The organism is Bdellovibrio bacteriovorus (assembly GCF_002208115.1).
Lineage (GTDB): Bacteria > Bdellovibrionota > Bdellovibrionia > Bdellovibrionales > Bdellovibrionaceae > Bdellovibrio > Bdellovibrio bacteriovorus_C.
Genome location: NZ_CP020946.1, coordinates 772,817 through 786,240, shown reverse-complemented (window position 1 = coordinate 786,240; position 13,424 = coordinate 772,817). Strand labels below are relative to the sequence as shown.

The 13,424-nt window shown below is 51.1% G+C and carries 13 protein-coding genes; 1 reads left to right on the top strand and 12 read right to left on the bottom strand.

The genetic code is table 11. From position 1 onward, the window contains the following. Positions 1 to 2: 2 nt before the first annotated feature. Positions 3 to 2,543, top strand: a complete 2,541-nt coding sequence (gene hrpB, locus B9G79_RS03815; protein WP_088564374.1) for an ATP-dependent helicase HrpB — start codon at positions 3 to 5, stop codon at positions 2,541 to 2,543. A gap of 33 nt (positions 2,544 to 2,576) precedes the next feature. Here hrpB and B9G79_RS03810 read toward each other — a convergent pair whose 3' ends face one another. From B9G79_RS03810 to alr, 12 genes are all read right to left on the bottom strand, one after another. Then, positions 2,577 to 3,419 (bottom strand): hypothetical protein, encoded by an 843-nt coding sequence (locus B9G79_RS03810; protein WP_232469121.1) that lies wholly within the window; start codon positions 3,417 to 3,419, stop codon positions 2,577 to 2,579. A 132-nt stretch (positions 3,420 to 3,551) separates the two neighbouring features. Beyond that, on the bottom strand, positions 3,552 to 3,788 hold the full coding sequence (locus B9G79_RS03805) for a hypothetical protein (protein WP_088564373.1): 237 nt from the start codon (positions 3,786 to 3,788) through the stop codon (positions 3,552 to 3,554). Next, positions 3,788 to 4,414, bottom strand: coding sequence for a 30S ribosomal protein S4 (rpsD, locus tag B9G79_RS03800; RefSeq protein WP_088564372.1), 627 nt, complete (start codon positions 4,412 to 4,414; stop codon positions 3,788 to 3,790). Before rpsD ends, B9G79_RS03805 begins: the two co-directional genes overlap by 1 nt. 492 nt (positions 4,415 to 4,906) lie before the next feature. After that, entirely contained in the window at positions 4,907 to 5,332 is a 426-nt protein-coding gene (locus B9G79_RS03795) for an Mpo1 family 2-hydroxy fatty acid dioxygenase (protein WP_088564371.1), read from the bottom strand. Between the two features lies 1 nt (position 5,333). Beyond that, positions 5,334 to 5,840 carry a serine O-acetyltransferase gene (gene cysE, locus B9G79_RS03790; protein WP_088564370.1) on the bottom strand — a complete coding sequence of 169 codons (507 nt, stop codon included), beginning with the start codon at positions 5,838 to 5,840 and terminating at the stop codon, positions 5,334 to 5,336. A gap of 12 nt (positions 5,841 to 5,852) precedes the next feature. Beyond that, positions 5,853 to 6,815 carry a 3'-5' exoribonuclease YhaM family protein gene (locus B9G79_RS03785; RefSeq protein ID WP_088564369.1) on the bottom strand — a complete coding sequence of 321 codons (963 nt, stop codon included), beginning with the start codon at positions 6,813 to 6,815 and terminating at the stop codon, positions 5,853 to 5,855. Further along, positions 6,815 to 7,471, bottom strand: coding sequence for an AhpC/TSA family protein (locus tag B9G79_RS03780; protein WP_088564368.1), 657 nt, complete (start codon positions 7,469 to 7,471; stop codon positions 6,815 to 6,817). Before B9G79_RS03780 ends, B9G79_RS03785 begins: the two co-directional genes overlap by 1 nt. Further along, on the bottom strand, positions 7,471 to 9,225 hold the full coding sequence (locus tag B9G79_RS03775) for a tetratricopeptide repeat protein (RefSeq protein ID WP_232469119.1): 1,755 nt from the start codon (positions 9,223 to 9,225) through the stop codon (positions 7,471 to 7,473). Before B9G79_RS03775 ends, B9G79_RS03780 begins: the two co-directional genes overlap by 1 nt. A gap of 21 nt (positions 9,226 to 9,246) precedes the next feature. After that, positions 9,247 to 10,623: an MlaD family protein gene (locus B9G79_RS03770; protein ID WP_088564366.1), complete on the bottom strand. Its 1,377-nt coding sequence runs from the start codon at positions 10,621 to 10,623 to the stop codon at positions 9,247 to 9,249. Further along, on the bottom strand, positions 10,620 to 11,384 hold the full coding sequence (locus B9G79_RS03765) for an ABC transporter ATP-binding protein (RefSeq protein ID WP_088564365.1): 765 nt from the start codon (positions 11,382 to 11,384) through the stop codon (positions 10,620 to 10,622). Before B9G79_RS03765 ends, B9G79_RS03770 begins: the two co-directional genes overlap by 4 nt. Beyond that, positions 11,384 to 12,211, bottom strand: a complete 828-nt coding sequence (locus tag B9G79_RS03760; RefSeq protein WP_088564364.1) for an MlaE family ABC transporter permease — start codon at positions 12,209 to 12,211, stop codon at positions 11,384 to 11,386. The genes B9G79_RS03765 and B9G79_RS03760 overlap by 1 nt, the downstream gene beginning before the upstream one ends. Continuing rightward, entirely contained in the window at positions 12,208 to 13,416 is a 1,209-nt protein-coding gene (gene alr / locus B9G79_RS03755; RefSeq protein WP_088564363.1) for an alanine racemase, read from the bottom strand. The genes B9G79_RS03760 and alr overlap by 4 nt, the downstream gene beginning before the upstream one ends. Positions 13,417 to 13,424 lie beyond the last annotated feature (8 nt).

Here is a 13,424-nt window from a genome sequence, read left to right as displayed (position 1 = left end):
TGATGAACCAGGAACTGCTGCTTCCAATTGACAGTTTCGTCCCCGAGATTCAGAGCCTTCTGAAAAATGGCCAGAATCTTGTCATCACCGCAGCGCCGGGTGCCGGTAAGACCACCCGTCTGCCTCCGGCCCTGCTGCAGGTAACTTCCAAAAAAGTCATCGTGCTTGAACCGCGCCGTATGGCGGCCATCGCTGCTGCCCACCGCATCGCCGAAGAACAAGGCTGGCAGGTAGGTGAAGAGATCGGCTATCAAGTTCGCTTTGCCAATAAAACTTCGAATAAGACGCGTTTGGTTTTTATGACCGAAGCACTGCTGGCCCGCCAGATGATCGACGACCCGGAACTATCCGAAGTCGAACTGGTGATTCTGGATGAATTCCATGAACGCTCCATGCACGTGGATCTGGCTTTGGGACTTTTGCGTGAATTGCAGGAGCTGGGCCGTGATATCAAAATACTGGTGATGTCCGCGACCCTGGAAGCCGAAAAAATCGCCAGCTATCTGGGCGACTGCCCGATTGTCAGTGTGCCGGGAAAATTGTTTGAGCTGGACGTGCGCTATCAAAAGGGATCTCAGCAACTGCAAACCTTTCCGCAGTTCTTTGATGCCGTCGCGCAAACTGTGAAAGACGCCCAACTGCAAACCCGTCACGACATTCTGGTGTTCTTGCCGGGCGTGGGTGAAATTGACCGCGCCAAAGATGCTTTGCAAAGCTGGGCTGACAGCAAAAACATCGAACTGGTCCCACTGCATGGGTCCTTGAATCTGGAAGACCAGCGACGTGCCTTGAAAAAGACCTCCCAGCAACGGGTGATCCTTTCCACCAATATTGCGGAATCCTCGGTCACCATTGACGGCGTGAACACGGTTATCGATTCAGGTCTTGCCAAAAACATGAAGCAGGATCACCGCACCGGGTTTTCCCGCCTGGAGCTGGGACGTATCAGTCTGTCCAGCGCCATTCAGCGTTCCGGCCGGGCCGCCCGTCAATTCCCGGGTGTCGCATATCGCATGTGGAATAAAATGGATGAGCTGTCCTTCGGTAAAAGCGAAGTGGCTGAAATCCAGCGCGTGGACCTGACAGAAAGTTTGTTGTTCTTAAGTGCTCAAGGTGTCACTGATTTTGATTCTTTCAGCTGGTTTGAAAAACCTCAGAAAGTGGCCATTGAAAATGCCCTTCGATACCTGCGCATTTCCGGCGCCGTGGACGACAACAACAAAATCACAGCTTTGGGTCGCAAGATCCTGCACTTCCCACTGCCCGTGCGTCTGGCAAAGCTGATGCTGGTGGGAATGGATCTGGGCGCCATTGAATTGGCGTCAGAGATGGCCGCCTTGCTGCAAGAGCGTGACATCCTCAGACGTGAATCCGTCGCTTCCTTCCTGGGGGACAATCTGGAATGCGACCTGAGTGCGCGCCTGGAGGTGTTGCATCAGTTCCGCCAAAGCAAGAAAGCCCCAGCGGGCAGTGCCTACTTCTCGTTGCAAACTGTGGATCAGGCGGCTCGCCAGATTCAGGAACTGGCCAAGCGCCTGCAAAAATCTTCAGAAGCTCCGGCAGCAGCGCTAAAAAAAGATCAGCAGTTGGCTTTAACTAAAAAAATTCTGCTGACAGCTTACGCTGACCGCCTGTGCCGCCGCCGTGGCAAGTCCGAACGCGCCCTGATGGTGGGCGGTCGCGGAGTGAAGCTGCAAAATGAAACTCTGGTGAAAAATTCTGAATTCTTTGCCGCTCTGAATGGAGTGGAAGGCAGTTCCGACGCAGAAACCATGGTAAGCCTTGCATGCGGTGCTGAAAAAGATTTCGTGCTGGATCTTTTCCGCGATGACATCGTCAAAATTCGTGATGTGTCCTTCGTCGAGGAAAAGGGACAATTTTTCACTCGCGAATACCGGTCCCTGTACGGCCTGCCTTTGGAAGAGCCATCACTGAGTCCGGCTTCAGCAACCGAAGTCGCTGAAAAACTGCCACAGATTCTGGCCGACAAGTTTGATCTGGTTTTAAAAACCAACGAAGCCCTGTCCCACTGGTGGGAGCGCCTGCAGTTCCTGCAGCAGCAAGAGGACCTGAATCTTGATATCGAAAAAATGAAGGTCGAAGCCTTCACGCAAGCCTGCATGGGCGAAAGCAAAATGCAGACTGTGATGGAAAAGGACCTATGTTTCTTCTTTGAAAGTGTCCTGCCACCAGAAACCGCAAACACCCTGCGCCGGGAAATCCCCGACCGCATTGAAGTTCCCAGCGGCAGCAAAATCCGCGTGATTTATCCGTCCGACAAACCACCATACCTGGAAGTGCGCATTCAGGAAGTCTTCGGCCTGATGCATACACCGAAAGTCTATAAACAGACGATTCCGATCACATTGCATTTGCTGGGGCCGAATTTCCGCCCGGTGCAGGTGACTTCAAATCTGGAAAGTTTCTGGAAGAATGGTTACCCGGAAGTGCGCAAAGAACTGCGCATCAAATACCCGAAACACCAATGGCCCGAAGACCCCGCCGATGGCGTCCCGGAAGCCAAAGGCCGCCGCCGCCACTAAAAGGTACCTGCTTACTTTTTCCGAAGCTTTGCGTCAGTCTTCTTTGAGGACTGATTTTACATATGCTTGAATCTTGGGGGAAAGATAGTCTTTCGCCGTGGGATCGAAGATGTAATAGGAAATGATCTCTGCGAAGGATTCATGAGTGTTGGTCATGGAATACACTGTCGGGAATCCATACTGAATTCCCAGTTCGCGGTCTTGAGCATAAGCCCGCGCACTTTGTTTGTTTCCCACCAACGCCAGAATATTTTTAAAGTCCAACTGCGACTGATGATAGTCCACGCCACCAATCACATGCTCCTTGCCGTCCCAGTGCCAGCCCACGCTGTCATAGAATTCCTGCGAGGTAGAGATATGCCCCAAAGCCACATCAAAGACATGCACCAGTTCGTGGAAGACATTGATCTGTTTGCGATCCACTTTCGCGTGAGGATCCATGAAAGATGTGCCGGTAAAGAATGAGTCCGAGAAACCAATCACATTGGTGACCGGATTGACCCACAACAAAGCTTTGTCCCTGCTGCGCACGAACTCGGCCCGACGCTTGGAAATATTGTTGTACCAGGTGGCACCGTACCCCACGCGGTGAATTTTGGTGATGCCTTTGCTTTTGATCACTTCCAGCAGGTGCCCCAGACGGGGATCGTTGATGTTGGCCAGATACTCCCCGACGATCTGTTTTTCGGCCTCAGACCAGGGGCGGAACTCCACAGCCTCGCAGAAGGAATGATGAGGAAACTTGTCGTTGCAGGTGAATTCATCCTCAAAGGTCATCACATCCAGAGCACTTTGGGGACGGGCTTGGGCCTGAGCCACAGAAAGGATGGTGACCAACCCCAGAACAAACGACAAAAATGGGCGAAACAAGGGCATGTGGCCTCCAATATAACGACTCTGAATCATCTCAAATGATTCTCATAAGGGAGGGAGCAATCACGGTGCCAGCGGAGCCTGGATGGCTTTGGATTTTGGGCAAAAAAAAAGGCCTCTTTCGAGGCCTTTTTCTTAGTGTACTTTAGCTTCTGCAGGAACGCCTTCGCAGACACAGGTGCCTTGCATTGCGGCCTGTTCTTCTTCCTTGGCTTCGACTTGTGCCAGGAAAGAAGCACAGCGGAAGGACAGATCGAACAGAGTATCCACGTCGATCACGAACTTCTCATCCCCGAATTTTACGGAGACCCAGTTTTCAGCTACTTCTTCGAAAGCAATTTGCTCTGCTTCGATGAACTTCGTCGTTTTCATTAGCCCCTCATTGAGTAGTAACCGATGACCAAACCCGGCTCGAAGGCAAATGGAACGGCCTCAAGATTCGGTTCATCAGTCAAACGGCCTTGTTCTTTGCCTGCGACGTCTTCTTTAGCCATGAATGATGGCAAAGGCAGACGTGGAGCCTGTTTCGCAGCCATGTAAACCTGATTTTGGTACGCTTCATCTTTCAAAGTGATCTTGTCGCCAACCTTGATAATTTGCGAACCGATGTTCACTTTCTTGCCGTTCACAAGAACCTTGCCATGAGATACCAACTGTCTTGCTGCCGGGATGCTGCCAGCGAAGCCCAGGCGGAATACGACGTTGTCCAGGCGTTTTTCAAGCAAGTTCACCAAAGCTTCAACCCAGTTGGTGGCTTTGGATTTTTTGGCTTTATTGATCAAACGACGGAACTGCTCCTCGCGCAGACCATAGTGGAATCTCAGCTTTTGTTTTTCCTCAAGTTGCAAAGCGAATTCAGAGTACTTTCGGCGTTGCAAGCCGTGCTGACCTGGAGGATAAGGGCGTCTTTCAAGAGCGCCCGCCTTCCCCATACCGGGAAGTTCGGTCAAAAGTCTTCTCTGTCTTTTAAAACGTGGCGTTTTACCTTGTCTGTTCATAGATTATTTCATCCTTCAATGTCGTCAGACGATTTAAAAGCACCCTGAGTGAAAGAACAGCATTTCATTGAAAACAAGCGCGAATGAAAACGTGAGGAAAGCGGATTGAAAAGAAGATGAGATTGAAAACGAACTGAAGTGCCAACTGAAAATGAATAAAAAAAAGCCCCCGAAATGGGAGCTTTAAAAAAAGCCGGTCAAAAAGGTTCAGCCGCTTATTCGGATGGGCCTTGTTCACCGGCTGTGGCGGTTGGGCTTACCAACCGCTGAGACGTCTGCGACTTCTTCTCTTGCGTACCGGAGCAACTGTTCCGTTGCTTTCCTGGTGCGGAGTCGAAGTTGGCACCGTCTGGATTTGTTCTGTCTGCTTCATAGCCGAACTCCTTTCGCCTAGATTAAGATCACCCTTAGTATCTCAGAAACGCACGGCGGCAAGCGAACCATTTAATATGAAGCTTGAGTCATGAAAACAGGATGAGAATATCTTGGCACTCAAAACAGGCCACGGACCACCCACAAGGGTCCGATCAGTAGATACTGTAAGTCTTTGAAAAAAGATGGTTTTTTACCTTCAAGGTGGTGCCCATAAAACTGTCCCACCCACGCCAAAACGAAGATCAGGACCAAGGGCCAGATCGGTGACACCCACAGACTTAATACGTAAACCAAAGCATAACTCAGAACCAATTGGCCCAACATTACCAGAAAAACCCGGGGACCCAGGGTCATGTACCAACCCAAAGCCACGGCAATCAACAGCTCTCCGAGCTTGATCGGCCCCAGTTCAACAGGGATTTGCAGAAGCATTCCAACGATAGAAAAGAAGATCAAGGGCACGCAGACTTTGTGCAGGCGCTGGTTGACGGGATGCTGATGACTTTCACTGTATTCGGCAAACCATTGTTCCAGCGTTTTCATGCTACCTCTGAGTTGAAACCGGCCCCACCATCGTCGCCCCGGCCGGCACGTCGCGAATCACCACGGCATTGGCGCCCACAAGGGCTCCATCACCGATAGTGATAGGTCCCAGAATCTTGGCGCCAGTTCCGATCAGCACTTTGTTGCCAACCGTTGGATGACGTTTCACAGGATCAAATTTCAATCCACCCAAAGTCACACCGTGAAAGATGATGCAGTCATCACCAATGACGGCGGTTTCCCCGATCACGACACCGAAGCCATGATCGATCACCAGGCGTTTTCCCAGAGTGGCGCCGGGATGAATCTCAATGCCGGTCAGCCAACGGGAAATCTCGGCCACCAGTCGGGCCAGGAAAAACAATTTCATCCCATAAAGTTCATGAGCAATCCGATGCAAAGCCACGGCTTTGGGCCCCGGATACAGCAAAGCGATCTCCCACAGGGATTTTGCCGCCGGGTCGTAGTTCTTATAGGTGCGCAGGAATTCCAAAATGCCGCTAATCATCGTGCTTCTTTTCTAGTATTTCTCGTTCATATCATCGAGCAGGAAATAGCGATCAAACAGTTCGCTATAGCGGGACCACTTTTCTCCGGAACCGCGCTCGTTATCCATCAGGGTCTTCACTGTGGCAACCTTGCTGTCGAAATCATCCACCATGGCCACCACCATCGCTTCGAGGAACTTCGGACGCTTGGGCGATCCGTACTCCAGTTTGCCATGATGACTTAAGATAATGTGCTTGCAGATGTCACGCAGTTCTTCGGAAAAACCCAGGATACGTGAGGACTTCTTGTCTATCAGCTCGCACGCGATCTGCATGTGCCCGATCAAACGGCCACGATCGGTGTAAGAAATTCCATTGTCATACGACAACTCCCAAACCTTGCCGATATCATGGAAAATCGCACCGAACAAAAGCAGGTCACGATTCAGGAACGGATAGTGCGTCCCCATGAAGTCCATAATTTTGCAGATGGAAAGAATATGCTCCAACAGGCCGCCCATCCACGCGTGGTGAATGCTTTTCGCGGCCGGCGCACGCAGCACCATGGGACGAATCTCGGGATCTTCCAAGGTGTCGGTCACCAACTGGCGCAGATAATCGTTTTTCATTGAACGCACAAGCTGAGTCAGTTCGGCCATCATGTCTTCGGCATTGCGGGCCGTGGCCGGAATGAATTCCGCCATGTCCACCGTCGAAGACTCGACCCGTTCCAGACGATGCACGATCAGTTGCTTGCGATTTTGAAAGATCTGAACCAGACCCTTCACTTTCAGAATATCGCCAATTTCAAATTCGCGAGCCAGTTCGTCCACTCGGTCCCACAGACGTGCATCGATGGTGCCCGTGGCATCACCCAATTGCAGACCCATAAAAGGACGGCCGTTTTTACCGACAGAAACATTCTTTTCCTTCACCAGGAAAAGAGCGTCGACATTGCTTTTATCCTGAAGACTTTGGACAGTTTGTTTTTCCATCAGCGCTCCTCGCAGAAGAATTGGGGCTGTTGAGAGTTGGTGAATCGAACCTGGGCCAGATGAACATCCGTCCCTTTTTCCGCCGCGAACAGGAAGCTTCCCCCTAGCACACTCAAATATCTGTCCTGGGTGCTGTTGACCTTCAGTCCTTCGGCCTTCATTTTCTTGAAGAATTCATCCGTAATATCAAAGTACTGGTTACAGCCGGCCCCGAAGACCTCGCTGCCCAGACGGCGCTTGCGCGCCTTGCTCAAGAACAACACTTTCTTGCCCGTGGCATCAGTGAATTCCGGAAAATCAAAGCCCACATAGAAAGTGCCCCGGCGGTCGGTGATAAAGCGTGAAAGGTCAATCGTGCCCCCGCCGCGCGGAAGCTGGATCTTGATGGCTTCACCTTCAACCACACCAGGATTTTTTTCGACCAGATAAACAGTCAGTTCAGAAAAGATCAGGTTTTTACCCACTGCGGGCCCATGGCCGTCGGCAGCGGGTTTAAACTCCAAAAGGTCCCAGGCCTTGGTGGGAATTTTGATTTCCTCAGGAACATCCTCGAACTTGATTTCCTGATAATCTGCCACGTGATAACCGGGCTCCTTCGTGCAGGCTCCCAGCAAAAGAAACATCCAGATGCTTGCGGCCTGGACGGAACGTTTCATTACTCAGACTCCAGTTGATCCCTCAACTCCAGAAGTGGCAGATAGTTTGGTTCTGCCTGCAAACCAGCGCGAACATAGTCGTAAGCCATAGGACGGTTGTTGCTCTTCACCATCACCCACGCCAAACCATACAACGTCGGCGCACTTCGTTTGTCAGTGCTATAGATATGAGTATAAGCAGTCTGGGCACAATTCACATCCTGCGTGATGATGCAGATGTCACCCATCAATAAGTTTTTTACAGAAATCTGGGACAGCTCCGGCATTTTCAGAATTCCCAAAGCTTCCGGCAGACGCCCCACTTTGGAAAGATAACTGGCCTGAGTCACCAGAACATACGGATCTTTTGGAGCTTCCGCCAACGCCTCTTGCAGAATCTTCGCGGCATCCGAGTCACGGTTGACTTCCATCAGACACACGGAACGCAACGCTTTCAGTTCGGCATGCGGGGATTGTTTTTTAAATGCTTCTGCACAATATTTTTCCAGATAGTCCCACTGGGTGAAACGCCATTCAACCTGCAAAGGATGGATGTAGTTGCGGGCCTGTCCCGGCATTTCTGCCAGGAACTGCACAACGGCACGATTCACCCCGTCCACGTCCCCCATCAAACTTTGCGCGTACACCAGGAACAGCAAAAGTTCCTGACGAAGATAACCGGTCTTCTGGATATTGGCTTTGATATCGCCCACCAGTTGGTTCAGGAAAGTCAGATCGTTGACGGACTTGGCGTATTCCACCGAGGCCATCGCTTTACCAAACAGCGCCAGAACAGAACCCGGGTTTTTGCGATAGATGGAATCAAAGTCACGCATCGCTTCGCCGTAATTCCCTTTTTTTAACTGGATGATTGCCAGATTCAAAAGAGCAGAAATATTAAACGGCTCATGCCCGATGGCTTTTTGCAAAGTGTCTTCAGCTTGTTTCAGGTCCCCGTCCATCATATAGGACACGGCAATCCCCAAATAAGCATCGACGATTTCGCTGCGGCTGCGGTTTTCCTGAACCAAAGCACGCTCCAGAATACGGCGGCCCATCAGACTTTGACGGTCTTCAGAAATCAGCACGGTTGCCATCTGCACCTGGGCTTCGGCATCCGGCTCTTTCAGCTTGGAAGCGCGCTGATAAGATTCCAGGGATCTTTCGTACAACCCCAGGGATTTGTAGCGCAAAGCCTGGCTCATCAGCTCTTCATAACCCAGGGATTTATTCTTGTCTTTCTGGGAAAGTGTGAAGAACACCACACCTGCCACGGCCACGGCCGCCGCCAGCATTCCCCAGCGCATAAGATTGGATTTTTCACGGATTTTACCCTGCAAACGGGTGTCGCCAGTCGCGCCATAGCTTTTGGCAGCGGTTGCATTCACCGAGGCACGGTTCGCCGGAGTCTGCACCACCGGAGTCACATCCTTGATGTCGCGAATCGGTGGCGGGGTCAGATCCAGATGTGGCACCGGGGTCGGCGTCAGATCATCGGTCACTGGCAAGACATCAGTCCTTGTCATCGTGTGATGAGCAATCGACTGGGTCATGGTTTGTTCAGAGTGGGAATCCTGTTCTTCACGGATATTCTTGACGATATCCATGAACAGTTTGTTTTCACGGATGTAGCTCCAGCGGCCTTCCGGCTGACGAACCTCATCGATGATGGACACCTGCTTAGAGCGCAATTGTTCAGTGACTTCAGCCAGAGTGAAGGGGCCCAGAATCCTTGTGGAGGATTTCACCAACCAGTTCTTTTCTGTGCTGCTCATCACGTTGTCACCGCTCATAGTTTAAAAAGGTGCCTTGGTTAGAAGAAGTTTAAGATCGTCGTTCGTCAGGAACAAACCCGCACCCAGATAGCTGGAACGTGCCCCCTGCTGATCGAAGGCATCGTTGATACCACCGGTAATAAAGATACCGCGATACAGGTTGTAAGTCAGACTGCTGCGCACGTTGGTTTCGCTGAACTGGAAGGCTTCAGCCGTGAACTTCAGCTTGCGGCGGAAGAAGTAGTAATCGATACCGAAACCGCCGTTGTTTTCGATCAGACCCCCTTTAAGAGTCAGATCCCAGAAATTCTTTGCAAACAAAACAGTGAACTTGATCTTGTTGCTGTAGGTTTTCTTTTCGGTGTAAGAACCCGGCCCAACATCACCCGCCCCCGGACCGGTGACTTCAGTTTTCGTCGTTTCCACCACACCGGCAGGGTCATCCACCACACCGATATAATAGTAACGATCCAGACCCGGCTGGATCTGCACACCAATATAAGACTTGGTCGCGCCGACCTCATTCAGATACTCGCCGCGGAACTCAAACGCTGTTTGAATGCGGTTGGCAGTGTCCAGCATTCCCCCCAGACCATCGATCGCCGAGGTCAGGTTTTCGGAAGTTTGTTCATCACTGATAAGTTTACCCAAAGCACCTTCACCCTTGTTGATACGGGTGGTGATGTCATCCAGGTTTTTAACTGTGTTGGACAGCTTCTTCCAGGTCTCTTTCAGGCCCGAGTCGCTTTTGTCGTTCATGACTTCCTGAAGGTTCGCGGTGATGCCGTGAATGTCATCCACGATATCGCCGATCTTGTCCTTGTTCTCGGTGGTCATTTGCGCCAGATCACCGGTCAGTGTCTCGATGTTTTTAACGATACGGCCCAGAACGTGGGCACGGGTGCCGTCTTCAGAAGTCGCTTCTTTCAGGTTTTTTGCCACTTCTTTCAGGGAGCTTGCCACATCAGAAACCTGAGCCATCAGGTTTTCCATACCCGCCCCGTCTTTAATGGACAGGATCTGGGCGTTATCTTCCAACGGAGGATCCGTGGGTGAACCTGGGTATACTTCGATGTGCTTGTCACCCAAAATGCCCTGAGCTTTGATTTCTACAGATGCGGACGTCGTCAGCGGCACTTCAGATTTGATAGTGATATCGATGCGGGCCATGCCGTCCTGCAAACGAATGTCCTTAATAACACCCACCGGGATACCGGCGGAACGAACGGCGGAGTTTTTAACCAGACCACCAGCATTGGGAAGAAGGAACCAGGCTTTTTTGGAACGACCAAGATAAGATGGATCGTCGCTGACCTGCATAGACATGACCGCGATGAGTGAACCCACCACAATCACCATTAATCCGACTTTAAATTCTGCAGCGCGAAGCCAATTCATTGATGTTTCATCCCTTTATTCACAAATCTCTTCACCAGTTCAATATCCGTGTTGAAGAAATCCTCTGGAGTACCAAATAACAAAACCCGCCCACTATCCAACATCGCGATGTGGTCGGCAATCCTAAACGCAGCGGACAAATCATGCGATACCATGATTGAAGTCACACCCTTTTTTAACTTATGGGTACTCAGGATCAAATTATCCACCATTTCTGTCAGAATGGGATCTAAACCCGTGGTCGGCTCGTCATAGATCAGAATTTCTGGATCTAGGGCGAGAGCTCGCGCCAGACCAGTTCTCTTCTGCATACCACCACTGATTTGACTCGGAAGTTTATGGTAATGTTTGGACTCCAAACCTACCTGATGCAGCTTTTCTTCGGCTATACGAAGGACTTGGGCCGGCTTCAGATCCCGGCGGTGTTCCTGCAGGGGGAAGCAGACGTTTTCCAGAACGGTCATATCATCAAATAAGGCCGCAGACTGGAAAAGCACCCCGAAGTTACAGCGGAACTTCGTCAGTTGATCCGGATTCAACGTGGACAGATCTGTACCCAACACTTCGATGGTTCCCGAAGTGGGTTTGAAAAGTCCCAGCAAGTGTTTCAGCATCACGCTTTTTCCTGTGCCGGAAAAACCGATGATTGCCGTCAGACTTCCTTTGGGAATTTCCAGATTGATGCCTTTCAGAACGAACTCATGCCCGCCATCGAAGGACTTTTTCACATCACGCAGTGAAATTGCTGATTCAATCGCCATTATGTAATCCCCACAAGACTGTAGAACAGACGGATCAGGTTGGTCGCAAAATAATCCAGAATGATAATACCGACCATGCTTTGCACGACACCCTGATTGGTGGCTTCACCCACCCCCTTGGCGCCGCCCGTGGTGTTAAATCCGCGATAGGTGCACATCAGGGCAAAGTAGATTCCGAAGATCATCCCCTTCAAAAGCCCCTCGTTGATGTGACGGATTTCAATAAAGTCGGCGATCTTTTGCCAGAAGACCGCTTCGTCCAAACCCACCATTTTCACACACAGGAACCAGCTTCCCAGCATCGCAATAAAGTCAAAGACCGCCACCAGCAACGGCATGCAGATGAAGGCCGCCACCAGACGCGGTGACACCAGATATTGCTTGGTGTTCACACCCATGACATCCAGGGCATCGATCTGCTCGTTCACACGCATGGTGCCCAGGCGAGCCGCCATGGCACCCCCAGCCCGCGCAGCCACGATCAGACCCGTCAATACCGGACCCAATTCACGAGTGATACCCAACGCCACCGTCGGTCCCACCATGTTGACCGCGTTAAACAGTTTAAAACCCAGATACAATTGAAGGGATAAAGCCAGCCCCGTAAAACCACCGGTCAGGCAAATAATCCCGATGGACTGGTTTCCGATGAATTCCATGTGACGGATGATTTCGGCAAAACGCGAGGGTTTGGCGAAAATAAGGCGCATACTTTCATTGAAGAAAATGATGATCTTTCCCGTCGAGGAAATCAGATCCGAGATGGTGCCCATAAAGTACCGACCGAGCCCGGCAATCAGTTTATACAGTTTTTGCGACAGGGTCATCGTTGGCCTCTGCTTTCATCAAACACAAATCCGACATCCACGCCGGAGTAAATACGCGGCACGCGCTCGCCCACACTGGTCAGCATTTCCCAGGTGATACTTTTGGCCTGAACCGCCAGTTCTTCCGGAGACAGGAAACTGCCATCGGAAGCAAATCCGAACAAAGTCACTTCCTGATCCTTAAAGTCCTTCAGATCCCTGCCGCGCACCACTTCAGTCACATCCAGCATCAGATAATCCATGCAGATGTTTCCGACAAGAGGAACTCTTTTGCCTGCAAAAACCACAGAAGACTGATTGGATAAAATGCGATGATAACCATCCGCATATCCAATCGGGACCACCGCAATGACAGACTCCTGTTTTGCCGTCCACGTGCCGCCATAAGAAACAGTTTCACCGATGTGAAGCTGTCTGTAGGTGGCCACATGAGATTTCAGGCTCATCACCGGCTTTAGCCCCCCGAAGTTCTTCGCCCCCAGTGGGTTGTAACCGTAGATCATCAGCCCCGGACGCAGCCCCCAGTTTTGCATGAACAACGGATGATCCGCCGATGTGTTTCCGGCGTCTTTCATCTGCAGGGCGCTCATGATCCCGGCTGAATTCAAAGCGTGGCAGAAAATATTAAATGGCTTAAACACCGTGCTGACACGATTCAAATCGCGCAACTGGCGGGCACTGATCCCTTGAGAATCCGTGGCGTCTTCACCGTTAAACAGATGAGTCACCAGGGCTTTCAATCGGATTTTTTTGTTCTGCCACAGACGATCGAAAAGTTTTTGCGCTTCTTCGGGCCGGAATCCCAGACGGTTCATACCGGTGTCAAACTTCAGGTGAATTCCCACCGGGTCTGAAGCTACAGCCTCCAGATGATCGATCTGCTCCCAGGAACTCACCACCGGTGTCATGTTGTATTCGATGATTTTTTCCGCCCCTTCGCGATCGAAACCGCGGAAGACCAGAATTTCTGCGCTCACACCCGAGCGACGAAGCAGCAGGCCTTCTTCAATCAGGCACACACCCAGATGTTTGATGCCCAGAGCTTCCAGGAAACGCGCCAACTGCACATCCCCGTGGCCATAGGCATTGGCCTTGACCATGGGACACAGAAAAGGGGTTTGCGGAAAGGCCTTCTGCAGCACTTGGATGTTGTGCTTCAGATGATCCAGATTAATTTCCGCAAACGTGCGACGGTACATTTCCATTCTCAGTC

Bases quoted from the DNA above. Each gene is read 5' to 3' on its own strand.
- B9G79_RS03775 (WP_232469119.1), bottom strand. From the start codon at position 9,225: ATGAGCAGCACAGAAAAGAACTGGTTGGTGAAATCCTCCACAAGGATT.
- alr (WP_088564363.1), bottom strand. From the start codon at position 13,416: ATGGAAATGTACCGTCGCACGTTTGCGGAAATTAATCTGGATCATCTG.
- hrpB (WP_088564374.1), top strand. From the start codon at position 3: ATGAACCAGGAACTGCTGCTTCCAATTGACAGTTTCGTCCCCGAGATT.
- B9G79_RS03760 (WP_088564364.1), bottom strand. From the start codon at position 12,211: ATGACCCTGTCGCAAAAACTGTATAAACTGATTGCCGGGCTCGGTCGG.
- B9G79_RS03780 (WP_088564368.1), bottom strand. From the start codon at position 7,471: ATGAAACGTTCCGTCCAGGCCGCAAGCATCTGGATGTTTCTTTTGCTG.
- rpsD (WP_088564372.1), bottom strand. From the start codon at position 4,414: ATGAACAGACAAGGTAAAACGCCACGTTTTAAAAGACAGAGAAGACTT.
- B9G79_RS03810 (WP_232469121.1), bottom strand. From the start codon at position 3,419: ATGCCCTTGTTTCGCCCATTTTTGTCGTTTGTTCTGGGGTTGGTCACC.
- cysE (WP_088564370.1), bottom strand. From the start codon at position 5,840: ATGATTAGCGGCATTTTGGAATTCCTGCGCACCTATAAGAACTACGAC.
- B9G79_RS03770 (WP_088564366.1), bottom strand. From the start codon at position 10,623: ATGAATTGGCTTCGCGCTGCAGAATTTAAAGTCGGATTAATGGTGATT.
- B9G79_RS03795 (WP_088564371.1), bottom strand. From the start codon at position 5,332: ATGAAAACGCTGGAACAATGGTTTGCCGAATACAGTGAAAGTCATCAG.
- B9G79_RS03785 (WP_088564369.1), bottom strand. From the start codon at position 6,815: ATGGAAAAACAAACTGTCCAAAGTCTTCAGGATAAAAGCAATGTCGAC.
- B9G79_RS03765 (WP_088564365.1), bottom strand. From the start codon at position 11,384: ATGGCGATTGAATCAGCAATTTCACTGCGTGATGTGAAAAAGTCCTTC.
- B9G79_RS03805 (WP_088564373.1), bottom strand. From the start codon at position 3,788: ATGAAAACGACGAAGTTCATCGAAGCAGAGCAAATTGCTTTCGAAGAA.